Consider the following 26,685-nt stretch of genomic DNA (forward strand, 5'->3'; position numbering starts at 1 on the left):
TTACAGCGGACTTTGAATTATGCAAGCAATCAATCTGCGTCCACAGCGCTCGTCAAGATCAAAGCACGAGCAGCGCCTCGTTCAGCTTGCGTTCTTGCTGCTGTTTCCGGGATTTTTTTTCTACCAGACACTCCTTGGCCTGGGCATGATCCGCGCCTACCTGGGCGGGTATTTTTCCATCGTCGCGCTGGCCTTCACACTGCCGCTGGTATTCTTCTATTACATTGCGCTCAAGCGGCATCGCAATTTCGTCTCACGCTTCGACCTGGTCCACGTCATGTTCATCGGCTATGTCGTGCTCGTTCTCGTGATGAATTTCGTGGCGGGGGCAAATCCCATCATCGTGCAGCGCTACGTGCAAAGCCTGGTTTTTTGCGTCGATCTGTACATCATCTTCCGTCTGATCGATATTCACGACAAAAAATTCATTTTGATGGCGACGGCCTCGCTGGCCGTGATGTCGGCCATCACCATTCATTTTTCCATCAATGGCTTCTTTTACTTGCAAGCCTTGAACGACGCCAAGGATCCGGACAGCCTGGCCACTTATCAAGGTTTCGCGCGCTCGTACATCTATACCTTTATGATCGTCATTTCCTTGACAAAATTTACCAGCGCACGGCTTTTTCTTTACGGCTTGGCCATCACGACCTTGTTCTTGAATGGGGCGCGCACCGAGTTTTCGGCCATGCTGCTCCTGGTTCCGCTGTTGGAGTTTTATCACACGCGCCACAAACTCTATCTGACGCTCCCGCTCATTTTCGTCGCCATCCAGTTCGCCGCCAATGCCGGGGCCATCGCCGCGCTGCTGCCTGAAAACCGGACGCTGCAATTGCTCGATTTGTCGCATTCCAGTTCGGCCGTTGCGCGCGACCATTTGACCAGCAACGCCTTGCGCACCATCAGCCAAAACCCGATCTTCGGCGACTTTGCCAGCTATCCCGATGGCCACTACGCGCACAATATACTGGTGGCGTGGGTCGATTTCGGCCTCATCGGTTTTCTCGCTTTCTCGGCCATCTTGCTGTGGGCCGCATTCCGGCTGTTTAGCGATGGATTCTTCCTGAAAGCAAGGTCGGCCGAGTTCGTGCTCGCCTGCTCATTCGTCTGCGCGACCATTCTGTGGGTGGTGGCCGCCAAAAGCATTCCGGACATGAGTGTCGGTGCCGCGTTGGGCGCCTTTGCCCGGTATCGCTACGTGCGCCGCTATGCCAAACCCGGCCCGGTAAAACCAGAGGCCGTAACGTCGTACGGGGGCGGTGCGCCGCCTGGCACACCGCCCCCGCATTCCTGCACGTTGCCTTAGTAAGCGCCGATGTCCGGCGTGGCGTCGCGTCCGCTACCCTCAAAGTTGGTGCTTGGGGCATAGGCCGCCGCAGCCTTGTTCAAGGCCGGCGACGTGCCCTGCAGACGGTAGTTTCCATTGCCGTTCGCCAAGTAACTGACGAAGAGCGGATTGGCCGCGAGCGTGCCGCTGACGGCGCCCTTTACTTGCAATGCCGTCCCGCTGGCATACACCAGGTTGTTGATATAGCGGTTATTGCCGCCGACCGCGCCGCCTTCGACAATGCCATAGCTCATGTGGTCATGAATAATGTTATTGGCGACGACATTATTTTGCGAACCGCCCGCTGCGGAGCTACCGATCCAGATGCCGATCTTGGAGTGGAACATCGTATTGTTGACAATGGTCGAGCTGGTCGCGCCGCGGTATTGCAAGATACCCACGGCAGCGGCGCCCGATACCATATTGTTGGCGACCACGACGCCTGGACCGGCAATGTAGATGCCGTGGACGGAGGTGCAGGAACCGAGCATCGCCACGCCGATATTCCTGACGATATTGTTGGACACTGCTGCATCGCCGACGCTGCTTTCAACCTGGATCGCCGCGCCAACGCTACCGTTGCAGCCGCCACTGATCGTGAAATCATGGATGGCATTGTTCAAGATGGCCAGGTGAGCGCCACTTGCCAGCAAACCGACGCGTCCCGTTCCCGCGATATCGAAGCCGCTGATATCGACATAGCTGCCCTTGGAATTCCAGGCAATTCCCGTTCCCTGCATGACGATCCTGGCGCCGCCCTTGACGGTGGAGACGAACCTGATGCGGGCCGCCGCCGTGCCGCTTTTCGATGTCAGCAAGCCGACCGCGTCAGCGCCCGGCGCGGACACGTTGTAAGTGCCGGAAGCGACGTTAATGGTCGAGCCGGCAACGGCAGCTGCGTCCGCGCGCGCAATGGTCAGGAAGGGACTGGCCTGCGTGCCCGCATTGGTGTCGGACCCGTTGGGCGCCACATACAGGTTTGGGCCACTTGGCTGAGGCGGCGGGTTCGCCGGCGGTGGTGGTGGTGGCGGAGGCGGCGGATTGGTGGATGATCCATAGTTGTAGGCGCCAAGATCGATGGCCGAACCGGCGCGCGAGGCGCCGTCAAGGTCGGCCGCCGGGGCCAAAGACGTGGTGCCTTTGTCGATCGACGGCGACGTGCCCTGGACGTGATAGTTGCCCGAGCCATTGGCCTGATAGTTGACAAACATCGGGTTGCCGGTCAGCGAGCCGCTGACGGTGCCGGCAACGCGCCAATTGGTGCCGCTGGCATTGACGAGGTTGTTGACATAGCGGTTGTTGCCGCCCATTTTGCCGCCTTCGATGATGCCGTTCGCGGTGTTGTCGTGGACGATATTGTTGGCAACGTAATTGTTGGCCGAACCGGCGCTGGTGGCGCCGCCATCGCCCTGGCCGAGCAGGATCCCCATCTTGCTGCGAAAGGTTGTGTTGTTGACGATGGTCGACGAGGTCGCGCCGTGCCATTGCTGGATGGCCACTGCGGCGATGCCCGAAACGATATTGTTCGTGACCACGTTGTTGGCGTTGGCAATATAGATGCCTTGCACCGTATTGCACGAACCGATCATCGAGGCGCCGATATTGCGCACCACGTTCGCATTGATGACGACATTGCCGACCGGGCCATACGTATCGATGGCCGCGCCGCCGCCGCCATTGCAGCCGCCGCTGATGGTCAGGTCATGAATGAAATTATTGTTGATGGTCAGGTTGGCGCCGGCGGCCAGAATCCCGTGGCGGCCGGTTCCGGAGATGTCGAAGCCGTCGATATCGACATAACTTCCTTTCGAATGCCAGGTAATGCCGGTGCCGGAGACGATGATTTTCGCGCCCCATTTGACGTCTGAGACAAACCGGATCCGGGCGGCGGAGGTGCCGCTTTTGGCGGTGGTCATGCCGTAGCTGCCGGCAGCCGGGGCCGCGACGCGGTAGACGCCGGGGGCGACGTGGATGGTATAGCCGGCGCTGGCCAAGGCATCGGCGCGGGCAATGGTTTTCAGCGGCGCCGCCTGGGTGCCTGGATTGCTGTCGGAGCCGTTAGGCGAGACGTACAAGGCACCGCCGGCGAGGGCAGTCATTGTCGCTAACATTTTGGTTGGTGGCGCTTGGGCCGGCACTGCTTCGGGACTTGAGCCGCCGCCGCAGCCAGCTACCAAAGTGGCAACTACGCTGCAGAGCAAGAGTGGGGGATGGAACGGGTGTCGAACAGAAGTCATCACTTAAAGCCTCATCATTGGGAATGAGCAAGTTATGACCCGAGGAAAATATTTAAGTTCACCAATTGTTTATAATTAATTTTGCGCGTGATTAATTGACCAAAGTTATTTCTGTTACATTCGGCAGGTAAGAAATGACAAGTCACGACACAATTTTGCAACGGAAATTGCGAAGTACTGATAGTGAAAGGCAGCCCCGCCTCGCCTGTTGGGACGCGCCTCGCAGCTGAAGGGAAAGGTGAAAGGCCGTTAAGGCCAGACGGTCGCGCAGGCAACAGGCAGTGGGTCGATACAGGATGCCTATTCCAGACAAAGCGGACGGCAATGGCTCAGTGCAGTCAGCAGCGGCGAAGGGGCGCGAACTGCGCGCCCTGGGGTGAAGGCTGGGGTGAAGGCCGGGGTGAAGCGCTTGACTGCATGGCCGGAACGGCAATGGAGATGGGGGCGAACGCGAGCTCGCCAGCGCCGTACCGACTGCGACTCTAGTGCAGGTCGCGCGCCAAGCGCTGCACGATGCGCTGCGCCGCGTCCCCCGCGCCATACGGGGCCACATCGGCGCCCACGCTGCCAAGCGCGGCGCGCAGGCTGTGCAGCACGCTCGCCGCGTCGCGCGGGCTCGCGAGCCGGTTCCAGCCGGCCTCTACCAGCTCGCTCCACTCGGTCTCGTCGCGCAGCGTAACGCAAGGGACCCGGTAAAAGAAAGCTTCCTTTTGCACGCCGCCTGAATCGGTGGCGATCAGCGCCGCATGTTTTTCCAGCTGCACCATGTCCAGGTAGCCCAGCGGATCGACCACGACGGCAGCCTGGAGCAGCGCGTCGAGTTTGCCTTGTGTGGCCAGCGCGGCCCGCGTGCGCGGGTGCAGCGGACAGATGACCTGGATCTGCCCGGCAAAGGCCGTGAGCGCCTCCACAATGGCCGCCAGCCGCGCCGGGTGGCCGGTGCTTTCGGCGCGGTGCACGGTGGCTAGGCAATAGGCGCCAGGCACCACGCCATGGCGCGCCGCAAGCTCGCCGAGCATGCCGCCGTGCGCGCCGACCCGCTCGCCATGGCGCAGCGCGACGTCGAACATCACGTCGCCCACCTGCTCGATACTGCGGGGATCGACCCCTTCGCGCAGCAGGTGCGCGCCGGCCGCAACGGTGGGCGTAAACAGCCAGCGCGATACGCGGTCGGTGACGATGCGGTTGATCTCTTCCGGCATGGCCATGTTGAACGAGCGCAGCCCGGCCTCGACATGCGCCACCGGCATGTGCAGCTTGGCCGCCGCCAGCGCGCCGGCCAGCGTGGAATTGGTGTCGCCGTATACCAGTACGGCGTCCGGCCGTTCGGCCAGCAGCACTTGTTCGATGTCGACCAGCATGCGCGCCGTCATCGCACCGTGTTCGCCGCCATGGATGCCGAAGTGGTAGGCCGGCTTGGCCATGCCCAGCTCGTTAAAAAAGACGTCCGACATATTGGCGTCGAAATGCTGGCCCGTATGCACCACCACTTCGCGCAGCTGTTCGCAGTGGGCAAGGCAGGCGGAGACGGCGCTGGCCTTGATGAATTGTGGGCGCGCGCCGATCACGGTCAGAATTTTTTTAGTGCTCATCGGGTTTCCTTGCCGCTGTTGAACGGCGTTACTGGATTGAAAACTTGGCGCGATGCGGCGTAAAGCCGAGCATGGTTTTGAACTTGAGCATGCCCGGGCTGGCGCCGAAACAGGTGTCGTACATCAGGTAGCGGGCTTGGCGCGCTTCGATCAGGCGCGAGACGACCTCGGTCAGCATTAGGTGCATCACGCCATCGTTGTTGCGCAAGCCAATCAGGCGCTCGATGGCGAAGAAATTGCCGTACAGGCCAAAGTCGATGTAGCTCACCAGTTTGCCGGCCGGGTTCAGTACGCCCATATAGGAGTAATTTCTCTCTTTCGGGAAGTGCGTGACCTTTTCCCGATAGGTGGCATCCATCGGCCGGCCCTGGCGCACTTCCACCGACGTGTTGATCTCGTGAATGGCGTCTATATACTGGTTGCGGTCGATCTCGACGACCTGGTAGCCTTTTTTTCGCGCCTTCCTGGCATGGTCGGCCGCCAGGTTGCGCCCTTCGAGGGTGAGCATATACGCATCGCGGCTGTCAAAGCCGGACAAATCGACCAGCGCGGCGCCCAGCGCCTTGTTTTGAAACACCAGGTAGCGCGGATGGCGCTTGGTAAAATGCCGGTGCATTCTTGCCACGTCGGCCGGATTGAGCGCGCGTTGAAACTCCAGGCGCGCCACCGGCAGCCGGGCGATCGTCCCGGCCAGTTCAAACAGGTGCGACAGCTTGCTTGGCATGGGGAATGGCTCCATAAAAATCGGTCAGTTTCCTGGCCTGTACCGACCAGTTGTATTTTTCCAGCACCGCCTTGCGGCCGTTCTCGCCCATGCGCCGGGCGATCTCGGGATGGGTCACCAGGCGGTCAATCGCCGCCGCCAGCGCCCCGGGGTCGCAGGGGTCGATGCACACGCCGCACTCGTTGCCCTCGATGATGTCGCGCCACAGGGGAAAGTTCGACGCGATCACGGCAATGCCCGACGACATGTATTCGAACATCTTGGTCGGGTGCGCGTCCAGATGGTTGGGCAGCGGGTGGAAGGTGACGACCCCGGCAATCGAGCGCATCATCAGCGCGCGCACGCCGGCCCGGTCGAGCACGCCAAGCTGGTTGACGCGCGCCCAGCCGGGCGCCGCCTTCACCTCGGCCTCGAGGGCCGCTTCCGAAAAGGCGCCGGCCAGGTTGATGCGGGCCGCCGATTGCAGCGCGGCGCCGGCGCCGACCAGTTCGCGAATGCCGCGGATGGCGCCGATGCCGCCCACGTAGCACACTTCAGCCTGCTTGCCGGCCCAGGACGCCGGCGCGTGCAGTTCGCCCACCAGCGGGAAATTGTTGACATCGACCGTGTTCGGGTTGATTTTTAGGAAGCTGTCGCGAATGAATGGCGTAGCCGCGATGATGCCGTCAAAGCGCGCGCAGGCGTAGCGCTCGAACAGCGCATACGCCTTCGACAGCGCATGGCGCGACAGCGCGCCCAGGTAGGGCTTGCCCAGCAACTGGCGCGCGACGTCTTCGTGCGAGTCGAAGATGACGGTCTTGCCGAGGCGCTTGAGCTTGAGTCCGGCCGGTATCAGTTCCGGGTCGTGCAGGTGATAAATGTCGGCGTCCAGCGCGAGCGCCTGGGCCAGCACCCGGCCGGTGGTGGTAACGATCCGGTTCAGGCGTCCGTCAGGGCGCCCGACGTCGACAATGCGTACGCCGTCGCGCAGTTCGGGGCCTTTGCCGTCGGCCACGACCAGCAAGACATCGTAGCCATACGCGGCCAGCGTACGGCATTGCTTGATGAAGATGCGCGTGTCATTGCGCGGATGGGCGGAGGTGAGGTGGGCAATGCGGCGCATGTTCAGCTTTCGGCAATCGCTCAGGCGGACGGCGCGGCGCAGTCGCCGGGCACAGGCATGCCGGTTGCCGTCAATAGCGCAGTGGCGACCTCGTGTACGGACTGCTCGCTCAGGTAAGGACCCATTGGCAGGCTCATCACGGTGGCGGCCTTTTCCAGCGCCACCGGACAGCGCCCGGCGTCAGTCAGGTGGGCGTAGGCCGGCTGCACATGGATCGGCACCGGGTAATGCACGGCGGTGGGAATGCCCGCCTCTTGCAGGCGAGCCTGCACTTGCTCGCGCTCGTCCACTACCACCGTATACTGCGCAAAGGCGCTGGTGCGGGCGCGCGGACGCGCCATCAAGCCCAGCTTGCCCGAGAGCAGAGCGTCGTAGGCGGCGGCGACTTTGGCGCGTTGTTCGAGCTCCCATTCAAAGCGTTCCAGCTTGGCCAGCACGATCGCGCATTGCAAGGTGTCCATCCGTCCGCCCACGCCAAGGCGGGTGTGCACATAGCGGCGCGACTGGCCATGCACGCGGATTTCGCGCATGGCGCCGGCCAGCGCATCGTCGCTGGTAAAAATGGCGCCGCCGTCGCCGTAGCACCCCAAAGGTTTGCTGGGAAAAAAGCTGGTGCAGCCGATCTGGGACAGGTTGCAGCTCTTGCGGCCCTGGTAGGTGGCGCCGAAGCTTTGCGCGGCGTCCTCGATCACCACCAGGCCGTGGCGCCAGGCGATGGCGTTGATTTCGTCCATGTCGGCCGGCAGGCCGTAGAGCGAGACGGGCATGATGGCGCGCGTGCGCGCGCTGATGCGCTCTTCGATCTGCAACGGGTCGAGATTGCAGGTGGCCGGCTCGATGTCGACGAACACGGGCGTGGCGCCCACCAGCACGATGGCTTCGGCGGTGGCGATGAACGAAAACGGCGTGGTGATGATTTCGTCGCCCGGCTTGATGCCCAGCGCCATGAGCGAAATGATCAGCGCCTCGGTCCCGGACGACACCGTGATGCAGTGGCGCGCCCCGGTAAAGGCGGCCAGCCGCTGTTCGAGTTCGGCCACTTCAGGGCCCATGATGTACTGGCCGTGATCGAGCACGGCCTGCATGCGCGCGCCGATGTCAGTGCGCAGGGCCTGGTATTGCGATTTCAGGTCGATGAATTCCATGATGGGTTCCCGGTTCGATGGCAGTCGGCGTCAGGCGGGCAGGGCAGCTTCAATGGTGCACACGCCGCCGCGCACGGTGTAGACGTCGCCCGTGTGCGCGCACGTGGCCGACCCGTCGACGCCCGGTTCGAGCGCCAGGCGTTCGCCGTGGCGGCTCATCCAGCCGCTGTGGCGCGCCGGCACGCCGGTCATCAGGGCAAAGGCCGGCACGTCGCGATTGACCACGGCGCCGGCGCCGATAAAGGCGTACTGGCCGATGGTCACGCCGCATACGATGGTGGCGTTGGCGCCGATGGTGGCGCCGCGCTGCACCAGCGTGCGCCGGTATTCGTCCTTGCGCAATACCTCCGCGCGCGGGTTGTAGACGTTGGTAAACACCATGCTGGGGCCGCAGAACACATCGTCCTCGATGGTGACGGCGTCGAACACCGAGACATTGTTTTGAATCTTGACGCGCGCGCCGATGCGCACGTCGTTGCCGATAAAGACGTTCTGGCCCAGCGAACAGGCAGGTCCAATGACGGCGCCGGCGCACACGTGCGAGAAGTGCCAGACGCGGGTGCCTGCGCCCAGGGTGGCGCCGGCGTCGACGACGGCGCTGGCGTCGACGATGGCGCCGCTGTTGGCGCCGCTGTCAGCGGCGGTGTCGGTGTCGGGTTGCCCCATGCCGGCGGAGGCGAGCAGGTCGTGAAATGCAGAAAGGTCGGTCATGTCAGTACTCCAAAGGCAAGGCCACGCGCTTGCCGTCGCGCGCGGACATGTAGGCCGCGACTAGAATTTCGAGCGATTTGAGGCCTTCGCGCCCGTCGGTTTCGGGTTCGGCTTCGCCGCGCAGCACCTTGATCACGTTGTCGTAGTACAGCGGGTGGCCAAAGCCGTACACCGACGTGGTGGCGTAGCTGGCGTCGCGCACCAGCAGGTCGTCTTCGTGCGCAGTGGCGAACTCCCACTGCTGCACTTCGTTGACCGCCACGCCGCCAATGCGCACGCTGCCAAGTTCGCCCAGGATGGTGATCGAGCCTTCCAGATTGCGCGGGTAGGTCAGCATCGTCACATTCATGGAGCCGAGCGCGCCGTTGCGCCAGCGCAGGCTGATCACGCCGGTGTCTTCGACCTCGATGTCGCGCGCCAGCGTGGCCGTGTAGGCTTGCAGGCTTTCGACCGGACCCACGATCCAGTCGATCAGGTCGACGTAGTGGCTGGCCTGGTTCATGAAGGCGCCGCCATCGTATTCCCAGGTGCCGCGCCACTTGGCGCTGTTGTAGTAGGCGTCGGGGCGGGTCCAGAACACGTTCAGGTTGACCATGTAGATGCGCCCGAAGCGCTTTTTGTCGACCGCGCTTTTGAGCAGCTGCAAGGTGGCGTTGCGCCGGTTTTGCTTGACGACGAACATGCGCACGCCGGCCGCGTCGCAGGCCGCCACCATGCGCTTGCCGTCTTCCCAGCGCGTGGCCATCGGCTTTTCGGTGATCACGTGGCGCCCGGCGGCGGCGATCTGGATCGCCTGTTCCGGGTGCAGGCCGGACGGGGTGGCGATGATGTAGGCGTCGGCGTCGCAGCGCGCGAGCATCTCGGCCAGCGTGCGGTAGGGGCGCGCGCCGGTGGACAGGGCGGCGGCCGCCAGCGCCTCCTGGTTGATGTCGCACACGCCCACCAGTTCGCAGCGGTCGGCGTGGGTGGCGATGGCGTTGAAGTGATTGGCGGCGATGCGCCCGCAGCCGACCAGGGCAAAGCGGATTTTGCGGTCAAGAACGGCGGGTGGAAAGTAGCGCATGGTGGATCCTTGGGATGAGGGCGGGTCGGAGGCGATGTGCATGGACAGAGGCATGGGCCAGGTTCAGGCTTTGACGACGTTGGGCAGCGGATCGAGGTAGACCCCGCGCGTATCCACAATCAGTTGCGCGTGGCGGGCAATGAGCTGGTAGTCGAAAGCGCTGTGGCTGGTGGCTAGCAGCACCACGTCGTAGCTGGCCAGCGTCTCGGCGGTCAAGGGCACGCTGTCGAGCGCGAAATGGTGTTCGCGCATGGCCGGGAACACCGGCACGTGCGGGTCGGAGTACTCAACCAGGGCGCCCTTGTCGCGCAAAATTTCCATCAGTTCGACCGAGGGCGACTCGCGCATGTCTTCGACATTTTTTTTGTAGGCGATGCCCAGCACCAGCACGCGCGCGCCCTTGACCGAACGCGAACGCGCATTGAGCGCGTCGGTCAGTTTGCCGATCACCCAGTGCGGCATATCGCTGTTGATTTCGCCGGCCAGTTCAATGAAGCGGGTGTGCAGGCCGTACTGGCGCGCCTTCCAGGTCAGGTAAAACGGGTCGATCGGAATGCAGTGCCCGCCCAGGCCCGGACCGGGGTAGTAGGGCGTGAAGCCGAACGGCTTGGTGGCGGCGGCGCGGATGACTTCGTGAATGTCGATCGCCATTTTGTCGGCGATGATTTTCATCTCGTTGACCAGGCCGATATTGACGGCGCGGTGGATGTTTTCAAGCAGCTTGGTCAGCTCGGCGGCGCGCGTCGAGCTGACCGGCACCACCCGGTCGATCGCCGGGCTGTAGAGCGCAATGCCGGCCTGCAGGCAGGCTGGCGTGTCGCCCCCGCACACCTTGGGAATGGTGCGGGTGGCATAGTCGGGGTTGCCCGGGTCTTCGCGCTCGGGCGAAAACACGAGGAAGATGTCCTGGCCCACGGTAAAGCCGCGCGCTTCCAGGCGCGGGCGCAATTCTTCGTCGGTGGTGCCGGGGTAGGTGGTGCTTTCGAGCGAGAGGATCTGGCCGGCGCGCATGTGCGGCAGCAGCGCGTCGGCGGTGGCCAGCACGAACGATAGGTCCGGTTCGCGGTACACATTGAGCGGCGTGGGCACGCAGATGATGAGTGCGTCCGCTTCGGCGGCGCGCGCGAAATCGGTGGTTGCCTCAAAGCCTGCGGCGACGGCGCCGGCCACGGCGCTGGCGGCAATATGCTCGATGTAGCTGGTGCCCTGGTTCAGGCGCGCGACCTTGGCTGCATCGATGTCGATGCCGAGCACCTTGAAGCCGGCCTCGGCATAGCGCAGGCTGAGCGGCAGGCCGACATAGCCAAGGCCGATAATGCCCACCACGGCGTGCCGGGTTTCAAAGCGGTTAATAAGCCGGGTGAGGTAACTGCTGGCATGATGGTCGCGCATGATGATTATCTCCGCGTTTCGGAAAGTGATATTTAAATATTATTGGATGACGGTGTTAAATGCGCTTGAACTAAATACGGAATGGAATGATTCTGGTTAGTGCCGGGTGATTGACGGTTTTGGCCGGCAGCGAATGCGCGATGGATGGCATTTGCGGCGTATATTCCGTCACGATGGCTTTCACCATCGATTCGATCATCCCGCGGTCATTGGTATCGCAAGCCATCATCAGGAAAGTGATATAGGTTTCCAATACGCCCGCATGCAGCGCGTTTTCCTTCATGCGCATGATGCGCGGATGCTCGCTGGGGTACACCAGGCCGTCGGTCAGCAGCTCTTCGTTAAGCTTTTCGCCGGGAAACAGGCCGACGAACTTGATCTCGATGTCGCCGTCCGGCTTGGCGGGGGTGCGCTCGGTCAGGCCCGACATGACGATCATGGTGCGCGCCAGGTCGACGATTTTGATCGGCTCGCCCATGTCGAGCACGAACACGTCGCCGCCCTTGGCCATGGCGCCGGCCTGGATCACCAGTTGCGCCGCCTCGGAAATAAGCATGAAGTAGCGCGCCACCTCGGGGTGGGTGATGGTGAGCGGGCCGCCGCGGGCAATCTGGCGCTGGAACAGTGGAATGACCGAACCGGACGACCCGAGGACGTTGCCAAAACGCACCATGCAAAACGTCGTTTCCGGGGGCGCCTTGGACGCTGCCGCCTGGAAAATCAGCTCGGCGATGCGCTTGCTTGCGCCCATGATGTTAGACGGGCGCACCGCCTTGTCGCTGGAAATGAGCACGCAGGTGCTGACCTTGAACTTGGCTGCGGCCGAGGCGATGACTTGCGAGCCGAGCACATTGTTGCGCAAGCCTTCGACGATATTGGTCTCGACCAGCGGCACGTGCTTGTAGGCCGCTGCATGGTAGATGGTGTCGACCTGCTCGTCTTGCAGGATGCGTTCGACCAGCGCGGCGCTGCAGACCGAACCCAGGTGGGCGATGATGGGCAGCTCGGGGTGGCGCGCCATCAACTCTTGCTTGATGGTGTACAGCGCGAATTCGGAATGGTCGAGCAGGTGCAGCTGGGCCGGGGCGAGCGTGACGATCTGGCGGCACAGTTCGCTGCCGATGGAGCCGCCGGCGCCGGTTACCAGCACGGTCTTGCCATGCACGCAGCGGGCGAACAGGTCGATCCGGGGCGGCACCGGGGCGCGCCCCAGCAAGTCTTCGAACTTCAGTTCGCGGATCGCTTCCATGGGCGCTTTTTCGTCGGCCAAATCGAGCAGGCGGCTGAGAATTTTGGTGGTGACGCCCGCCGCCGCCATGCGCTGCATGATGTCGCGCAACCGTTCCGGCGAGACCGATGGAATGGCGATGATGATCGAGCGAATGCACAGCGAGTTGACCATTTCCACCAGGCGGTCGGTGTGAAACACGCGCAGGCCGGCGATGGTGCGCTCGTTGAGCAGGTGCTTTTCGTCAAAGAAGCACACGGGCCGGTATTCGTCGCTGTTGCGCATGGTTAACGCCAGTTGCGCGCCTTGCTCGCCGGCGCCGTAGATGGCGACGGCATGGTCGGGGGGCGGGCTCTTGCGGATATGGTTGCGCAGGAAATTGCGCACCGTCAGGCGCGATGTCACGACATAGGAAAATGCAATGAACCAGTAGATGGCCAGCGCGCTGCGGGGAAAGCGCTGATCGTTGAGCACCAGCAGCACGAAATACACGCACAGCACCGCCAGCGCCAGCGTGAGCCCGGTCACCACCAGCAAGCGCTGGTCGATGAAGCGGATCACGGCGCGGTACAAGTCGGACATGGAAAAGGCTGCCACGGTGACCGCCGCCACCACCAGGTAAGACACGAGGCCGTAATTGAATGCGAGACTCAGGTCGCCCACCCGCAGCAGCATGGCCATCAAGATGCAGAATGGCAGGGCCAGCAGGTCGACGCCGACCATCAGCGCGATTTTTGCATTGCGGTTGAGGGACACCAGGTCGGTGCAAAATTGGGCAAGGGCGGGAGCGAGTGGCGTCTGCATGGCGGTGACTATTCAGAATAAAGGTTATCTTCAATAGCTTCTTTTAAATGCCGCCGATAAATAATAATCGCGCCGGTGAAAGCAGGTGCCCGATTATGTGCGCTTAGATGGCTTATCGTTGTGTAAGTTTATTATCAGGCGCGCTTAAGGTGGTTGATTTGACAGTTATCAATGGCCGAGATAAGCATTATTTCCCCAGGGTTTTAAATCGTGATTGAATAAATACGCGCGGAAATATTATGTCGATTTAGCGTAGTGATTCGGGGTGATCGCGAAAGGCGTAGCTTTCCCCGTGCTTGAGATAGGTGATCCTGTTTTCCAGCCCGGCCGCGCGCACCGCCAGCGCAAAGTCGGCCAGTGGCGAGGTGAAGACGTCGTAATCGTTGTAATCGATGGGGATGGCGCGCGCCGGCGCGATAATGCGCAGCATGTCGGCGCCGTCCTGGCCATCCATGGTGACCTTGAGTACCTTGAGAATGCGGGTGCCGCCCAGGTGCAGCAGCGCCAGGTCGATGCCCGGATAGCGCTGCCCGATGTGCGCGATGTCGTCGTACAGCAGCGTGTCGCCACTGATATACATGCGGTAGTGCTGGCCTTGCTGCGGCCCGGCAAAGTCGAGCATGGCGCCCATGACTGCGGGCAGCAGCGCGGCCACGCCGGCGGGGCCGTGGCGAGCGGGCATGGCGGTGATGGTCAGGCGCGCGTCGCCATGGGCGACCTGGAGCGCCTCCCACGGTTGCAGTGCCACCAGGCGTTGAAAGCCCAGCGCCTGCAATTTGCCCGCCGCCTGCGCCGTGGTGACGATCACGGTGTTGCGGTCCAGCTGCTGCTGGACGAGGCGGTCGAAATGATCTTCGTGGAAGTGCGACAGCAGCACCAGGTCGATGGGCGGCAACTGCGCCAGCGTCAGCGCCGGCTCGGTCAGGCGCTCGCTGTGCAGGCCGTAGCCGAGATGCACCAGCTGGCCCTTGTGCAAGAAATTGGGGTCGGTCATGATGGTCAGGCCCAGGTAGCGGATCAGTACCGTGGCCGTGCCGATGAACTGCACCGAGCCGCCGGGCGCTGCCGCTGCCCCTATCGTTTGCGGGGCGACCGGCAAGGTGAGATGCTGGGTGGGCGCGGTGGCGGCCGCTGCGCCCGCCCCGGCCGGCGGTGCCTGGGCCAGGGCCGCGTGATCGGCCAGGCAGACAGCGATGAGTAGCACGACTGTGGCGAACAGGGCAGGTTGGCGCATCGCGGTCTCCGAGCCGGCGACAAGGGCCGGGCATGCAGGTTGGAGTCGCCTGGCGCACGACAGTTCAATATCTGCTGGGGGCTTGGCGCGCCGGAAGATGTATTTTGCGAAGGTTTGACATCGGTGGATACTGTCGCGCTGCGAAATTCATAACATCAAAGAGCGAACTGTGAAGGAAACCACCATGTCCGTTGTCGTCACGCTCGACCAGCTTGCCAGGCTCGCGCCACAGTGCAGCGCTGTTTACCGCGCCGCTTTCGTCGCCGGCCAGCCGGTGCTGGCGCGCTACGGCGTCTCGGCCAGGCGTTTGCGGGTGGTTCATTTCATGGCGCAGGTGCTGCATGAATCTGGCGCGCTGACGCTGCAGTTCGAAAATTTGCGCTACAGCGCCGAAGGCCTGGTCAAAACGTGGCCGCGGCGCTTTCGCCCGCAGGGGCCGCTCGAGCCCGAGGAGTATGCAAACAACCCCGAAAAACTGGCCAATGAAGTCTATGGCGAGCGCATGGGCAACGACCGCCCGGGCGACGGTTACCTTTACCGTGGTCGCGGAATGCTGCAGCTGACTGGAAAGGACAGCTATGCGCGTGCGACCACTTTCTTACGCCAGGGCGCGGCCGACGCGCCCGACCTGACGCGCGAACCGGACGCCGTGGTGAGCGCCGCCTGGTGCCTGCACGTGGCCGCCGCCGAATGGGCCGCGCGCGGCTGCAACCAGGCGGCCGACCAGGACGACGTCGCGCGCGTTACGCAATTGATCAATGGCGGCGAGATCGGCCTGGCCGAGCGCATCATGTGGACCGCGAAAACGCGCCGGGTTTGGCGCTGAAAGCTGGTATAGACCGAGGATCCGGCTAGTTCCTGGGAACCGCCTCGGCGCTGGACGGCACCGGGCGCGGCTGCGGCGCCATCGGCGGCACCACGATATTGTCGTTCAAGCGCAAGAACTTGAATCCCGCCAGCTTCTGGCCGTTGCGCCCTTCCTTCGCGTTCTTGAGCTCGCGCTCGGCGGTGCGCTGGAAGAACGCCGTGAAGCTTTCTTCGCGCACCTGCGGCTCGGCCGAATTGAGGAAATTGCGCTGGCCGTCGGCGCCGATGACGATCAGTCCCACATGCGAGACCCAGAACGCGCCGTCGCGCGTCGACACGACGTTGACCAGGTCGCCCTCGCGCAGTTGCGGCAATACCGGGGCCAGCTTGTCCTTGCCGACATACCATTCGCGGCTCGTTTGCACGGGAATGTCGCGCAGCGTCTGGTGGCGCATGCGCAAAAAGCGCGCGCGGTCGACCTTGAGCTCATAGCTCATCGCATCGGCGCCGCCAAGGCTGGCGCTCACGTCCGTCACCAGCCAGTTGTTGTTCGCGTTCCAGTCCACCTCGGTGTAATGGTTGCGCGTGGCTACGCCAATCACGCCATCCTTGTAGCGGATGCGCTGCAGCATCCAGAAAAACTCTTCCCACGAGCGGCTCAGCGCCATCGCGTAGGTATGTTCGGCAAACACCACGCAATCGCTTTGCTCAAGGCTGAACATCGGCAGTGCATCGTGCAGTTCGTACGGATATTCGCCCAGCAAATTGAGCATGTACGGCTGGCCGATGTTCTGGCGGCCGATGGCGGCGATGCGCTTGCGCAGATCGGGCTCGGCCTGCGCCATATGCGCAATGTAGCGGTTCACTTCCTGCGGCGTCATTTGGTAGACCTGCTTGTGCAGCAGTTCATCGGTGGTGAGCGTGCCGGCCTTGCAGGCGGACAGGATGAAAGCAAGAAACAGCAGGGAGACAATGCGCATGGGGACATTTTCAGCAGGGATGTGGCGCCATGGTAGCTGCTGGCACAGTCCCGGACAACCGAATTTACATGCAGTTGCGAAATTTAAAGCTGGCGATGCGCGTGCGCCACGCCGCGTGTCCCGTCAGCGGCAAATACTGCTGGGTGTACCAGAAGGTGCAGCCGTCGGCCGGGTCGAGCGTTAGCGCACCGGTGGCGGCCAGCTGGCGCGCCGCGCCAAGCTGCACGCCGCTGCCATTGACGACGACTTCCTCGGATTGCATGCGGCCCGGTGGATCGCTGCGCTGGCGCCCGGTATAGCGCACGCCGGGTGGCGTGTCGGGTCCGGCTACGCCGTAGCCAAGCGCGATATTGCCGGCCCGGTCGATGCCGATGCTGCCCTGGGCGCCGTGCGCGGCGTCGGGCGCGTGGGTGCCTTGCTGGTACACGTGCACTGCGCGCAGCGGAGCGCGCAATTCGTACCAGCGCAAACCGGTGCCGCCATCGCGCTGCTGCACCGCGTGCGCCAGCAGCAGCGCGCCGCGGCCCGCGTCGTCGCCGACGTTGCCGACCCGGCCAAGGTCGCCGGCGTCGTGGCGATAGACGGCGCGCGGCATGAGCCGGTCGCCCGGCGCAAATTGCGTCAACCCGGGCCGCGGCTGGCCGATGCATGGCGCTGCGCCGACGTCGGCGCAGGCGCTCTGAAACGGCGCCACGGCAATGGCGAGCGGCTCGCCCATGCTGGCGCTGGCAAACGCAAAGCGCCACAGCAGCAATCGCGCGCCGGTACCGTCCTCTGTAAAATCGAGCGACAGAATCGGCGCCGGCGTGCCTTTCGGCGGCGCCGTCTCGCCTTCCAGGCTGGCCGCAACGGCGGGACCGAAGGCGGCGCCCGGATCCTGGCAATGGAGCGCCGCATCGCGCCCGCGCAGCAGCGCCGCGCGATCGATGCCGCAGACGCGCGGGCCGCGATAGCCGCCCTGCGCATTGTCGAACAGGCTGAAGGTAAGGTAGTAGGCGTCGGGCCACAAGGCAATGCGCGCGTCGTCGACCTGCAGTGCTGCGCCGCCCGCGCCAACCATGTTGATCGCATAGCGGTAGTAGCTGCCACCCGCGTCGGCGCTGGTCGAGACGGCGATGCACTGCACGTGCCGTCCCGGCGCGCCAGCCAGCCAGGAGAGCAGCCAGCGCTTTTCAAGCTGGTCGTACAGGACCGACGCTGCGCCGCCGCCAGGGGCCGTGCAGGCATCGGCGCCGGCGCCGGAAAACAGCGCATGCAGGTTGACGGGCCCGGATTGCAGGGCGCCGTCATGCTTGCCGTAGACCGCCATCGCCGCGCCGACCACTTGAACGTATTGCTGTTCGCCAGCCGCGCCGCTGACACCCGAGGCGCCGGCGGCGGCCGCCATGCCGTCCACATTGACCGGGGTGCCGCCGGTGCTGACGTGGGGCAGTGGCGGCGTGGCCGGTCCGACGGGATGCGCGTGCACCGGCGCGCCCGCCTGCGCCAGTTTGCGCGGCGCGTGGCGCATCTGCGCTGTCACGCTGCGCACGCTGGTGTCCGCTGCGTCCGCTGCGTCCGATGTGTTTGGAGTGTCAGGCACAGGGCCACTGGCGGACAGAGAAAACAGCGCGCCGCTGACCCCGAGCTGGCGCACCGCCGCGTCGCTGGCCACTGCAGGCGCTGCGATTGCCAGGACAATTATCACAAGCGATTGCGCAAGCTTTACCATGTTTTCTCCCGTCGTTGTAGGACAGGAGGCAGTAATCATGCCTGCATGCGCTGACGAGGAGGGCGCGTGAAAGTTAGCCGCGTCAGTGCTGGTCTTCTGCGATGTTGTAAAAAATATCGACAGCGCAAAAACAGTGTGCGCGTAGTGTGTGGCAACGTACGGTTGACTTGCGTGCGCAGCCTTATGATGAAGCCGGGTGAATGAGGAGCCGCAGAAGCAAAACCTGCGGAAAGACTTCTTCAGCAGGTTAGCCGGTCGCCTCGAGTATCGGCACCAATTTTGCAAGCCAGCGCAAGCCACCGCGATGGACCAAACTACACTGGATAAGAATGGAGGTTGTCATGGCTAGCTTTAACCATCCGCCAAAGCAGGTCGTGCGCGCTTACCTCGAACGTCGCTCACGCGACCCGAAACCGCCGCCGTCGCCCGAAGAAATTCGGCGCCAGCTTGGATGGGGCCTCGCTCCTTCCGACTTCAAAATGGCCACCAGCCGTTCTTGATGTCCAGTGCCACGTAAATAAAATCGACAACAGGAGAAACCACCATGACCAAGCGTATCGGAAATAAAGACGAAGCCCAGCAACGCGGCAAAGCGGAAAAAAAAGACATTTAGCGCACCAACATCGCGCGTGAAGCCGTCAAGCAGGCAGTGGCCAGAAGCAAATATTTCAAACAGGTGAAGAACCAGCCTGCGATGAGCGCGTAATTCTGCCTCGTCCTGGCAAAGCCCGCATCGGCAACGATGCGGGCTTTTTTGCGTCGATCGATGCCGTTTGTGCTCTGTCTGGCGGCTGTTTGGCAGCTGTCAGTGCGTCTTTCGCCGAATTGCCCGTCATTCACCGGCAGCTTTACGCCATTCGCCGAATCCCGGTTTCCCTTGCCATCCTGTCCATGTATCTTGATCCTGTTCTTTCAACAGGAGGTAGCGTGAAACCCGAAACTTCGTACGAATGGCGCAAGCAATTGATGTGGGGCGTAGTCCTGATCTGCTTTGGCCTTGGCATTTTCCTGGACCAGATGAATTTGGTCGAGTTCCGCGGCATGTGGCATTATTCGCCGCTGCTTTTGGTGGTGTTCGGCATTAACAAGATGATCGGCTATCCGACGGCAAAGCATTTCACGAGCGGCTTGTGGGAGCTGTTCATCGGCTTGTGGATCTTTGCCGTGTTTGAAAACATGTACGGCCTGACCTGGGGCAACAGCTGGCCCTTCGTGATCATCGCCAGTGGTGTGACGATGGTGCTCGAACCGATCATCAGGAAGCGCTTTGCCCCCAACGAGGAGTATGGCAATGAAAAGTGATATCAACAAGCGTGACGGCAAGCGTGACGGCAAGCGCAGCATCCCAAGCCAGGTGATCCTGGGTGCGTTCGTCATCGGCATGGGTGTGTTGTTCCTGCTCGATAACCTTGACATCTTCGACTTCCACCGCGCCGTGGCGTTCTGGCCGGCAGCCTTTATTTTGTTCGGCGTCATCAAGCTGCTCGACACCCAGTCTCCCAACGGTGCTCTGGTCGGCGCGATCCTGATTGGCGTCGGTGCCGTCATGACGATCAACCGGCTCGGTTTCATGCATATCAATATGCGCGCCTTGTGGCCGTTGCTGATCATCTTCCTCGGCGCGGCTGTCATTTGCAAGGCGGTGACGGGGCGGCGCATGCTGGGCATGCAGTCGAAGGACGACGACGCCACCGATGCGGTGGTGGACATCACGGCCATCCTCGGTGGATTTGACCGGCGCATCACGACGCCCGCTTTTCGCGGCGGCGAAGTAACGGCGGTGATGGGCGGCTGCATGCTCGACTTGCGCGGCTCGTCGATCGAAGGCGAAGCGGTGCTCAATGTATTCGCCCTGATGGGCGGCATCACCCTGAAGGTGCCGCCCGATTGGACGGTGGCCCTGAACGGCACGCCCATCATGGGCGGTTTTGATGAAAAGACCATCACCGCGCCGCACAACAACAAGCGCCTGGTCATCCGCGGCTACGCCATCATGGGCGGCGTGGAAGTGCGCAACTGATGCAAGCGGTGCCAGCTCTGCCAGGCCTGCAGACGGTGCACGGCGCGCAGGGGGCAGTGTCCACCCGGCGCGGCGCCGCGCTGTACCTGCTGGCGTGGCTGATGCTCGGCATCGCCTTTGCCGCTTTGGTGGTCAGTGCCACTGGCGCCGGGTGGGTCAATGGCCTGGTGTTTGCGATTCCGGCGACGCTGCTCTATGGCTGCGCCGCCGGTTTCTCGTCGTACTATCTGTGCCGCGCCTATCCGCTGGCGGAAAAAAATGCCTTCGCCATCGTGCTGGTGTTTGCATTCTCGGCCATGGTGTCGGGCGCCATGTGGACCATGCTGTGCGTGCTCTGGAACAGCCTGTGGCGCGAGTTGCTGGTGCCGCTCGGGCCGGCGGCGCGCTTTACCGTGTTTGGCCTGGGCGTGATCCTGTACTGCCTGACGTCGGTCGCGCATTACCTGGCCATTGAATTTCAGCGCGCGCGCGCCGCCGAAAGGCGCGAGCTCGAATCGCAACTGGCCGCGCAAGAAGCCGAACTGCGCATGCTGCGTACGCAGATCGACCCGCACTTCCTGTTCAACAGCCTCAATTCGATCAGCGCGCTGACGTCGCAAAATCCGGCCGGCGCGCGCGAAATGACGCTGCAGCTGGCCGAATTTTTCCGGCACACGCTGGGCCTGGAGGCGCACCGCAAGGTCACGCTCGACGCCGAGGTCAAGCTGTTGATGCACTTTCTGGCGATTGAAAAAGTGCGCTTCGGCGCGCGCCTGCAGGTCACGCAAAACATCGTGGAAGGCGCCGGTGCCTGCCTGCTGCCGCCGATGATCCTGCAGCCGCTGGTGGAAAACGCGGTCAAGCATGGCATCGGCCACTTGCCCGGCGGCGGGGCCGTGCGTCTGCATGCCGAGCGGGTCGGCTCGATCCTGCATGTGCGGGTGGAGAACGACGTTGACGAAGACTTGCCGCAAGCGTCTGCGGGCAAGGGCATCGGCCTGGCGAACGTGCGCCAGCGCCTGGGGGCAATGTACGGTCATGAGGCCAGCGTCAACTGGACGCGCGAAGACAATCTGTTCAAGGTGGCGCTGGCGCTGCCCGCCGAGACCAAGGAGCTGTGAAGATGCTTGCGAAATTGCGTGTAATTGTCGTGGACGACGAAGACCTGGCGCGCGGCCTGGTACGCGAGTTCCTGGCCGCGCATGCCGACATCGAGATCGTGGCCGAATGCGCCAACGGCTTTGAAGCGGTCAAGGCAATCACCGAGTGCGATCCGGACCTGGTTTTCCTGGACATCCAGATGCCCAAGCTGAATGGCTTTGAAGTGGTGGAGCTGGCCGGACGCCGGGCGCGCTATATTTTCGTGACCGCCTACGACCAGTATGCGCTCAAGGCGTTCGAGGTGCACGCCGTCGATTATCTGCTCAAGCCGTACAGCCAGAAGCGCTTTGATGAAGCACTCGCGCATGCGCGCACCAGCCTGGGCGGCGCACCCGATCCCGTGGCCGCCGTGGTCGGCGAGGCGCTGGCGCGCAACAAGCCGCTTGACCGGATCCTGATTCGCGATGGCGCCAAGGTGCACGTGATCGGCGTCGAAAAAATCGACTATATCGAGGCCCAGGACGACTACGTGCAGATCCATGCGGAGGGCAAGGGCTACCTCAAGAACCAGCGCCTGGCCGAACTGGAAAGCGCGCTCGACGCCGGCGCATTTGTGCGCATCCACCGCTCGTACATCCTCAATATCGGCTGCATCAGCCGCATCGAACAGGGCAAGGACAGCCACAGCGCCATCCTCAAGGACGGCACCCGCCTGCCGGTCAGCCGCAGCGGCCTGCAAAAGGTCAAGGCGCTGATCGGGTAACTTGCCACCAGCGCGGCAGCAGCGCCTGCACGTCGTCCTGGGCGAAGCGGTCGTCAATCAGATAGACCACGCCGCGGTCGTTCTCGGTGCGGATCACGCGCCCGGCCGCCTGCACCACTTTCTGGATGCCCGGGTACAGATAGGTGTAGTCGTAACCCTGCCCGAAAATGGTCTGCATGCGCTGGCGAATCTGCTCGTTGACGGGATTCATTTGCGGCAGTCCCAGCGTGGCGATAAAGGCACCGATCAGACGCGCGCCCGGCAGGTCGATGCCTTCGCCAAAGGCGCCGCCCAGCACCGCAAAACCGATGCCGCGACTCTCAAGCGTAAAGCGGCCAAGAAAATCGTCGCGCTGCGCTTCGTTCATGCGGCGCGGTTGGTGCCAGGTCGAAATGCCCGGGAACTGCTGCGCGAACTGCGCGGCCACTTGTTCCAGATAATCGAAGCTGCTGAAAAACGCCAGGTAATTTCCGGGCATAGCGTCGTACTGCGCCGCGATCAGGCGCGCGATGGGTGCGGCGGAACTGGCGCGGTGCTGAAAGCGGGTCGAGATGCGCTCGACGATGTGAACGGTGAGCTGTTCGGCCGCAAACGGGGACGCGATGTCGACCCATGCGCTGTTGTCTGGCAGTCCAAGCGCGTCGCCATAATAATTCCAGGGACTGAGCGTGGCCGAGAACAGCGCGGTCGAATGCGACAGCGCAAAGCGTGGCTTGAGAAAGGGCGCGGGCAGGATGTTACGGATGCACAGGCGCGTGTTTTTGGGGTCGACCATGCTCGCGTCGAACAGCGAGTGTTCGCCGAAAAGTTCAGCGAGCCGCGCAAAATGCATGGCGTCGAAATAAAAGCGCTGCAGGGCCGGGTCCATCGGCGCCGGGTTGTCCGACAGGTAGTCGGTGATGGTGGCGCTGGCGCCCTGCAGGGCAGCCAGCAGTTTTTCGGGCGGCGCGGGGAGCACTTCGTAGGCGGCGCTGCCCGCGGCCGGCCAGTTGCGGGCGACCTTGTCGAGCGCTGTCTGCACCAGCTTGGGCGAGCCCGCGCGCGCCGCGCGCAGGGCGAGCCGGTCAAGTTCGGCCGAATACATCTGGCGCGCCCGGTTGACCAGGTTGTGCGCTTCGTCCACCAGCACCGTGATTTTCCACTGGTTGGCCAGCGTCAGGCCGTACAGCAGGGCGCCCAGGTCAAAGTAGTAGTTGTAGTCGCCCACGATCAAGTCCGACCACTTGGCCATTTCGCTGCCCAGGTAGTAGGGGCATACCTCGTGCGCCAGCGCCACGTCGCGCAGCGCGGCGCGATCGAGCATGCCGGCGGCGGCGGCGGCGCTGCGCGCGTGCGGCAGGCGGTCGTAAAAGCCCTTGGCCAGCGGGCACGCGTCGCCGTGGCAAGCCTTGTCGGGATGCTCGCACGCCTTGTCGCGCGCGACCAGTTCCAGCACCCGCAGCGGAACCGCGTCGCCCGTCAGCGAGCGCGCCGCGTCAAGCGCCAGCTTGCGCCCGGGCGTCTTGGCGGCCAGGTAAAACACTTTGTCGATCTTGTGCTGTGGCGCGGCCTTCAGGACCGGGAACAGCGTGCCGACCGTCTTGCCGATGCCGGTCGGCGCCTGCGCCATCACGCAGCGTCCACTGCTGCTGGCCTTGAAGATGGTTTCGGCCAGGTCGCGCTGGCCGGGGCGAAACGCCGGATGGGGAAACTGCAGCGCGGCCAGAGCGGCGTTGCGCGCCAGGCGGTGCGCCAGTTCCTGCTCGGCCCAGGCAACGAAGCGCTCGCACAGGCCGGTGAAGAGCGCCGCCAGCGTCTGCGCGCTTGCCAGCTCGCGCAGCACGGTTTCGCTCTGGCGCCCAATGTCGAAGTACACCAGCGCCAGGTGGACCTGGTCCAGGCCGAGCTTTTGGCACAGCAAGTGGCCGTACACGCGCACCTGCGCCCAGTGCAGGTGGCGATGGTTGTCGGGCATGCTGGCCAGGTCGCCGCGAAAGGTCTTGATTTCTTCGAGCAGGTTCTGGTTCGGATCGTAGCCGTCGGCGCGCCCGCGCACCAGCAGTGGCCCGTGTTCGCCCGACAGGCTCACTTCGGTCTGATAGGTGGCGCCGCGCCGGCCGGTGACGACGGCGTGGCCGGCCATGCCTTCGAGCGCGGTGGGCGAGGGCGTAAAGCGCAAGTCCAGGTCGCCCTGTTTGGCGGTGAACTCGCACAGGGCGCGCACGGCGACGACGTAGCTCAAACCGGCGGCCCGGACCACTGAAGGTAGCACACCGAAATGGGCATCTGGTGCGCGGCGCAGTATTCGATCCAGCGCATCTGGTTGTCCTGCAGGCGGTCGCCCGGGCCTTTTACTTCAATCATGTTGTAGCGCCGCTCGGCGGGCCAGAACTGGATCAGGTCGGGAAAGCCGGTGCGGTTGGCCTTGATGTCGAGCAGGATGCGCTCGCACCATTTTTTCAGGTGCAGCGCGGGGATGCAGTCGAGCGCCATCTCGATCAGTTCGGCGCTGAGCGCTTCCCAGGTCACAAACGGCGACTGGATGCCGCATTTTTCGGCATAGGTGGCGCGGATGGCGGCGCGATAGGCGTCGGTGTCGAGTTCAGCCAAGCATGCCCGAAACGCCGCTTCGCGCCGCGGAAAAAAATCGGCGCTGAACAGGTCTGCCGGGCCGCGGTGGAAAGGGTGGAAAAATGCGCCGGGAATGGCGCTGAAGATGGCGCGCCAGCACAGCAGGCCGAACAGCGCGTTGATCAGCGCATTTTCGACATAGAAGACGGGCGCGTCGTCGCGCTGCAGATGGTCGCGCACCACGCCTTCGACCCACCACGCTTCCTGCGGCATCGGCATCGGCAGGTGCAGGTCCAGGCGCTGCACCGCCGGGTTGCGCCGCGACGGCGCTTTTTCGTGGCCAAGCCGGCGCGCCAGGCGCGGCCCGATGCGCGCGAGCTGCTGGCGTTCGGCGTCGCTCTCCGGCGCTTTTTGGGCCAGCGTGAGCAAGGTATGGGCGCGCTGGTATTGACCGTCTTTTTCCAGCACCCGGATGGCCCGGCCGCGCGCGCCGGGAAAGCGGCAGCGCGTGTACAAATCAATGGCGCCGGCCCAGTCCTTTTGCTTTTCAACGTGCTGGGCGATCTGGAACAGCAGCCGTTCGCGCCGGCTGTCGATCCAGTCATTGTCAAACGCCTCTGGCGGCAGGGAATGCAGCACGTCGTCCAGCGCCTCGCCAGCTTCGAAGCGCTCCTTGCAGCCATGCAGCGCGAGATAGTCGTCGACGTCGCCCCGATGGCGAAAACCGCGCGAGTGTGCGCTGAAGTCGACCTTTTCAAACTTGAATACACCTAGGTCGGAGAGCACGAACTCGGTCCAGTCCTGGCGCAGATTGCCAAAGAAAATGAGGCGCAAGCGGTCGCACAGGGGTTTGACAAGGATGCTGTAGACCACGTCGGTGGAGTCGCGGCACCAGTGCGAAAAGGCGCGCGCATCGTCAAACTGGGTACGCAGCGCTGCCAGCTGCTCGGCCTTGCGGGCGCCTTTTTCGTGCAACGACAGGCGGAAAACGGTAGCCAGCTCGTCTTTGAGCAGCAGGTCGAACAGTTCGTCGAGCGACATGACCGGGTCGCAGGAGACCCAGCCGGTGGGCAGCAAATGGCGCGCGGCCTCGACCGGGCAGCCGATTTCAGCGTAGTTGAGCTTGCTAGCGCGAAATAATGTGCCTTTGCGCATGACCATGCGCACGAGCAGGGCGCGCGCAGGCTGGGGCAGGGTCGCGAACAGGGCGATGAAGGCGCGCTCATCGTCAAGGAGCAGGTCGTCGTAACGCTCGGCGATCCATTCCAGCACCCGATGGAAATTATCGAGATAGTAAAACTCGTTTTCAAGCACTTTGCGCATCTGCACTACCGGACTTCTCTATTAACTGTGATTATATACAGTATAACTTCTGACCCCGGCAAAGCCCAGAAAATTCCCTCTTTTCGCGCGCGCTGTGGTTTTTGCCGGTCAAGGTTTCAACTTGTGCAATTCGGCGCAGCCGTGGTCCTTGGGCGTAACGGGCATGCAGGTTCCCTGAGCGCGCCCGGCCAGTTCCATCGCCACCGCCGGCGCCGAGGCGGGCAGGGGCGCTGGCGTGAGCAGCAAGATCGCCGCGATCAGGGCAACATCCGGATCGGGCGCAGGGATCGTCAGCGTGGGTTCCCGGGGTGCCGGTTTCATCGGCGCAGGCCTGATTTTTTTCTCGCGCTCGAGCAGGGCGGCCAGGGCGCGCCCGTGCAGTGCTGGTTTTTTAGGCGCGCCGGCGAGCCGGGTGGGCTGCCTGGCCTTGGCTTTCGCTTTCGGCTTGGTCGCCGGGTGCATGCGTGTGGCCGGCGTCTGCGTCGGCAGCATGCCGGCAGTGCGCGCCTCATGCTGCAACGCTGGCGGAACGGGCGGTTCAGCCGGCGCGGCAGGCGGGGGTAAAGACGCCAGCTGGGCTTCGACCGAGTCCACGGTCTCGAGCCGGGCGGCGGCCACGATGACCTTGCCGTCCGGGGAATGATCGCTCTCCTGCGCCAGCAGGGCCAGCACTGCAAGCACCGCGGCTACGAGCAGCGCGCCCAAGGTCAGCATCGCCGTTTGCAAGCGGGTCAGTCGCTCCGGTTCTTCGCTGAACAATTGACGGCGATACGGCTTGGGCAGGCTGAAGTCTTTCTTGCTGACGGTGCGCCTGGGCTGCGGGGACCGCTTCGTTGGGGCGAGCGGAAAGGGTTTGTCGTCGGAAGCGTGCAAGTTCGACTCCTTGATTGGG

General features: G+C 63.3%; 23 protein-coding genes. 7 read left to right on the plus strand and 16 right to left on the minus strand.

The features are described from left to right. The first annotated feature begins 19 nt into the window (after positions 1–19). Positions 20–1,306, plus strand: coding sequence for a hypothetical protein (locus ACP7D4_RS20455; RefSeq protein ID WP_426210999.1), 1,287 nt, complete (start codon positions 20–22; stop codon positions 1,304–1,306). Here ACP7D4_RS20455 and ACP7D4_RS20460 read toward each other — a convergent pair. The 10 genes from ACP7D4_RS20460 to ACP7D4_RS20505 all read right to left on the minus strand — a co-directional run bounded on the left by ACP7D4_RS20460 (position 1,303) and on the right by ACP7D4_RS20505 (position 14,559). Further along, positions 1,303–3,426, minus strand: coding sequence for a choice-of-anchor Q domain-containing protein (locus tag ACP7D4_RS20460; protein WP_426211001.1), 2,124 nt, complete (start codon positions 3,424–3,426; stop codon positions 1,303–1,305). The genes ACP7D4_RS20455 and ACP7D4_RS20460 overlap by 4 nt on opposite strands. Positions 3,427–4,046: 620 nt before the next feature. Then, the gene (wecB, locus tag ACP7D4_RS20465; protein ID WP_426101991.1) at positions 4,047–5,156 is read right to left on the minus strand and encodes a non-hydrolyzing UDP-N-acetylglucosamine 2-epimerase; all 1,110 of its coding nucleotides are present in this window, start codon (positions 5,154–5,156) and stop codon (positions 4,047–4,049) included. A gap of 28 nt (positions 5,157–5,184) precedes the next feature. Then, on the minus strand, positions 5,185–5,880 hold the full coding sequence (locus tag ACP7D4_RS20470) for a hypothetical protein (RefSeq protein WP_426101993.1): 696 nt from the start codon (positions 5,878–5,880) through the stop codon (positions 5,185–5,187). Next, positions 5,852–6,982 (minus strand): glycosyltransferase family 4 protein, encoded by a 1,131-nt coding sequence (locus ACP7D4_RS20475; RefSeq protein ID WP_426101995.1) that lies wholly within the window; start codon positions 6,980–6,982, stop codon positions 5,852–5,854. Before ACP7D4_RS20475 ends, ACP7D4_RS20470 begins: the two co-directional genes overlap by 29 nt. Before the next feature lie 20 nt (positions 6,983–7,002). Further along, the gene (locus tag ACP7D4_RS20480) at positions 7,003–8,127 is read right to left on the minus strand and encodes a DegT/DnrJ/EryC1/StrS family aminotransferase (RefSeq protein WP_426211002.1); all 1,125 of its coding nucleotides are present in this window, start codon (positions 8,125–8,127) and stop codon (positions 7,003–7,005) included. 30 nt (positions 8,128–8,157) lie between these two features. Next, positions 8,158–8,793 carry an acyltransferase gene (locus ACP7D4_RS20485; protein ID WP_426102333.1) on the minus strand — a complete coding sequence of 212 codons (636 nt, stop codon included), beginning with the start codon at positions 8,791–8,793 and terminating at the stop codon, positions 8,158–8,160. A gap of 46 nt (positions 8,794–8,839) precedes the next feature. Next, complete coding sequence (locus ACP7D4_RS20490; RefSeq protein ID WP_426211004.1) at positions 8,840–9,901, minus strand: Gfo/Idh/MocA family protein; 1,062 nt, start codon at positions 9,899–9,901, stop codon at positions 8,840–8,842. Between the two features lie 63 nt (positions 9,902–9,964). Then, complete coding sequence (locus tag ACP7D4_RS20495) at positions 9,965–11,293, minus strand: nucleotide sugar dehydrogenase (protein WP_426102001.1); 1,329 nt, start codon at positions 11,291–11,293, stop codon at positions 9,965–9,967. Between the two features lie 70 nt (positions 11,294–11,363). Beyond that, positions 11,364–13,325 (minus strand): polysaccharide biosynthesis protein, encoded by a 1,962-nt coding sequence (locus ACP7D4_RS20500; protein ID WP_426211005.1) that lies wholly within the window; start codon positions 13,323–13,325, stop codon positions 11,364–11,366. 247 nt (positions 13,326–13,572) lie between these two features. Beyond that, positions 13,573–14,559 carry an MBL fold metallo-hydrolase gene (locus ACP7D4_RS20505; protein ID WP_426211007.1) on the minus strand — a complete coding sequence of 329 codons (987 nt, stop codon included), beginning with the start codon at positions 14,557–14,559 and terminating at the stop codon, positions 13,573–13,575. Between the two features lie 184 nt (positions 14,560–14,743). Between ACP7D4_RS20505 and ACP7D4_RS20510 the strand changes: the two genes are divergently transcribed. Then, positions 14,744–15,385: a glycoside hydrolase family 19 protein gene (locus tag ACP7D4_RS20510; RefSeq protein WP_426211009.1), complete on the plus strand. Its 642-nt coding sequence runs from the start codon at positions 14,744–14,746 to the stop codon at positions 15,383–15,385. 25 nt (positions 15,386–15,410) lie between these two features. On the opposite strand, the gene ACP7D4_RS20515 is transcribed toward ACP7D4_RS20510, so the two are convergent. Then, entirely contained in the window at positions 15,411–16,346 is a 936-nt protein-coding gene (locus tag ACP7D4_RS20515; protein WP_426211010.1) for an N-acetylmuramoyl-L-alanine amidase-like domain-containing protein, read from the minus strand. A gap of 64 nt (positions 16,347–16,410) precedes the next feature. After that, the gene (locus tag ACP7D4_RS20520) at positions 16,411–18,057 is read right to left on the minus strand and encodes a hypothetical protein (protein ID WP_426211012.1); all 1,647 of its coding nucleotides are present in this window, start codon (positions 18,055–18,057) and stop codon (positions 16,411–16,413) included. A 341-nt stretch (positions 18,058–18,398) separates the two neighbouring features. Between ACP7D4_RS20520 and ACP7D4_RS20525 the strand changes: the two genes are divergently transcribed. Next, positions 18,399–18,557, plus strand: a complete 159-nt coding sequence (locus tag ACP7D4_RS20525; protein WP_426102013.1) for a hypothetical protein — start codon at positions 18,399–18,401, stop codon at positions 18,555–18,557. A 109-nt stretch (positions 18,558–18,666) separates the two neighbouring features. Here ACP7D4_RS20525 and ACP7D4_RS20530 read toward each other — a convergent pair whose 3' ends face one another. Continuing rightward, positions 18,667–18,897, minus strand: a complete 231-nt coding sequence (locus ACP7D4_RS20530) for a hypothetical protein (RefSeq protein WP_426102015.1) — start codon at positions 18,895–18,897, stop codon at positions 18,667–18,669. 87 nt (positions 18,898–18,984) lie between these two features. On the opposite strand from ACP7D4_RS20530, the gene ACP7D4_RS20535 reads away from it, so the two are divergent. From ACP7D4_RS20535 to ACP7D4_RS20550, 4 genes are read left to right on the plus strand one after another with little or no spacing between them, the layout of a single operon-like run. After that, positions 18,985–19,359 carry a LiaF transmembrane domain-containing protein gene (locus ACP7D4_RS20535; protein ID WP_426102017.1) on the plus strand — a complete coding sequence of 125 codons (375 nt, stop codon included), beginning with the start codon at positions 18,985–18,987 and terminating at the stop codon, positions 19,357–19,359. Beyond that, on the plus strand, positions 19,349–20,077 hold the full coding sequence (locus ACP7D4_RS20540) for a LiaI-LiaF-like domain-containing protein (RefSeq protein ID WP_426211014.1): 729 nt from the start codon (positions 19,349–19,351) through the stop codon (positions 20,075–20,077). Before ACP7D4_RS20535 ends, ACP7D4_RS20540 begins: the two co-directional genes overlap by 11 nt. Continuing rightward, complete coding sequence (locus ACP7D4_RS20545; protein ID WP_426211016.1) at positions 20,077–21,177, plus strand: sensor histidine kinase; 1,101 nt, start codon at positions 20,077–20,079, stop codon at positions 21,175–21,177. The genes ACP7D4_RS20540 and ACP7D4_RS20545 overlap by 1 nt, the downstream gene beginning before the upstream one ends. A gap of 14 nt (positions 21,178–21,191) precedes the next feature. Further along, positions 21,192–21,920: a LytR/AlgR family response regulator transcription factor gene (locus ACP7D4_RS20550; RefSeq protein WP_426211040.1), complete on the plus strand. Its 729-nt coding sequence runs from the start codon at positions 21,192–21,194 to the stop codon at positions 21,918–21,920. On the opposite strand, the gene ACP7D4_RS20555 is transcribed toward ACP7D4_RS20550, so the two are convergent. The 3 genes from ACP7D4_RS20555 to ACP7D4_RS20565 all read right to left on the minus strand — a co-directional run bounded on the left by ACP7D4_RS20555 (position 21,901) and on the right by ACP7D4_RS20565 (position 26,666). After that, positions 21,901–24,141 (minus strand): ATP-dependent DNA helicase, encoded by a 2,241-nt coding sequence (locus ACP7D4_RS20555; protein ID WP_426211018.1) that lies wholly within the window; start codon positions 24,139–24,141, stop codon positions 21,901–21,903. The genes ACP7D4_RS20550 and ACP7D4_RS20555 overlap by 20 nt on opposite strands. Then, positions 24,138–25,793: a VRR-NUC domain-containing protein gene (locus ACP7D4_RS20560; RefSeq protein WP_426102337.1), complete on the minus strand. Its 1,656-nt coding sequence runs from the start codon at positions 25,791–25,793 to the stop codon at positions 24,138–24,140. Before ACP7D4_RS20560 ends, ACP7D4_RS20555 begins: the two co-directional genes overlap by 4 nt. Positions 25,794–25,901: 108 nt before the next feature. Beyond that, positions 25,902–26,666 (minus strand): hypothetical protein, encoded by a 765-nt coding sequence (locus tag ACP7D4_RS20565; protein ID WP_426211019.1) that lies wholly within the window; start codon positions 26,664–26,666, stop codon positions 25,902–25,904. Positions 26,667–26,685 lie beyond the last annotated feature (19 nt).

Source organism: Massilia sp. TWP1-3-3, assembly GCF_049897805.1.
Classification (GTDB): domain Bacteria; phylum Pseudomonadota; class Gammaproteobacteria; order Burkholderiales; family Burkholderiaceae_D; genus Telluria_A.

Excerpts from the sequence above, each read along its gene's own strand:
- ACP7D4_RS20490 (WP_426211004.1), bottom strand. The coding sequence starts at position 9,901 with ATGCGCTACTTTCCACCCGCCGTTCTTGACCGCAAAATCCGCTTTGCC.
- ACP7D4_RS20500 (WP_426211005.1), bottom strand. The coding sequence starts at position 13,325 with ATGCAGACGCCACTCGCTCCCGCCCTTGCCCAATTTTGCACCGACCTG.
- ACP7D4_RS20545 (WP_426211016.1), top strand. The coding sequence starts at position 20,077 with ATGCAAGCGGTGCCAGCTCTGCCAGGCCTGCAGACGGTGCACGGCGCG.
- ACP7D4_RS20460 (WP_426211001.1), bottom strand. The coding sequence starts at position 3,426 with ATGACTGCCCTCGCCGGCGGTGCCTTGTACGTCTCGCCTAACGGCTCC.
- ACP7D4_RS20510 (WP_426211009.1), top strand. The coding sequence starts at position 14,744 with ATGTCCGTTGTCGTCACGCTCGACCAGCTTGCCAGGCTCGCGCCACAG.
- ACP7D4_RS20485 (WP_426102333.1), bottom strand. The coding sequence starts at position 8,793 with ATGGGGCAACCCGACACCGACACCGCCGCTGACAGCGGCGCCAACAGC.
- ACP7D4_RS20475 (WP_426101995.1), bottom strand. The coding sequence starts at position 6,982 with ATGCGCCGCATTGCCCACCTCACCTCCGCCCATCCGCGCAATGACACG.
- ACP7D4_RS20470 (WP_426101993.1), bottom strand. The coding sequence starts at position 5,880 with ATGCCAAGCAAGCTGTCGCACCTGTTTGAACTGGCCGGGACGATCGCC.
- ACP7D4_RS20505 (WP_426211007.1), bottom strand. The coding sequence starts at position 14,559 with ATGCGCCAACCTGCCCTGTTCGCCACAGTCGTGCTACTCATCGCTGTC.
- wecB (WP_426101991.1), bottom strand. The coding sequence starts at position 5,156 with ATGAGCACTAAAAAAATTCTGACCGTGATCGGCGCGCGCCCACAATTC.
- ACP7D4_RS20515 (WP_426211010.1), bottom strand. The coding sequence starts at position 16,346 with ATGCGCATTGTCTCCCTGCTGTTTCTTGCTTTCATCCTGTCCGCCTGC.
- ACP7D4_RS20560 (WP_426102337.1), bottom strand. The coding sequence starts at position 25,793 with ATGCGCAAAGTGCTTGAAAACGAGTTTTACTATCTCGATAATTTCCAT.
- ACP7D4_RS20520 (WP_426211012.1), bottom strand. The coding sequence starts at position 18,057 with ATGGTAAAGCTTGCGCAATCGCTTGTGATAATTGTCCTGGCAATCGCA.
- ACP7D4_RS20525 (WP_426102013.1), top strand. The coding sequence starts at position 18,399 with ATGGCTAGCTTTAACCATCCGCCAAAGCAGGTCGTGCGCGCTTACCTC.
- ACP7D4_RS20495 (WP_426102001.1), bottom strand. The coding sequence starts at position 11,293 with ATGCGCGACCATCATGCCAGCAGTTACCTCACCCGGCTTATTAACCGC.
- ACP7D4_RS20455 (WP_426210999.1), top strand. The coding sequence starts at position 20 with ATGCAAGCAATCAATCTGCGTCCACAGCGCTCGTCAAGATCAAAGCAC.
- ACP7D4_RS20480 (WP_426211002.1), bottom strand. The coding sequence starts at position 8,127 with ATGGAATTCATCGACCTGAAATCGCAATACCAGGCCCTGCGCACTGAC.
- ACP7D4_RS20540 (WP_426211014.1), top strand. The coding sequence starts at position 19,349 with ATGAAAAGTGATATCAACAAGCGTGACGGCAAGCGTGACGGCAAGCGC.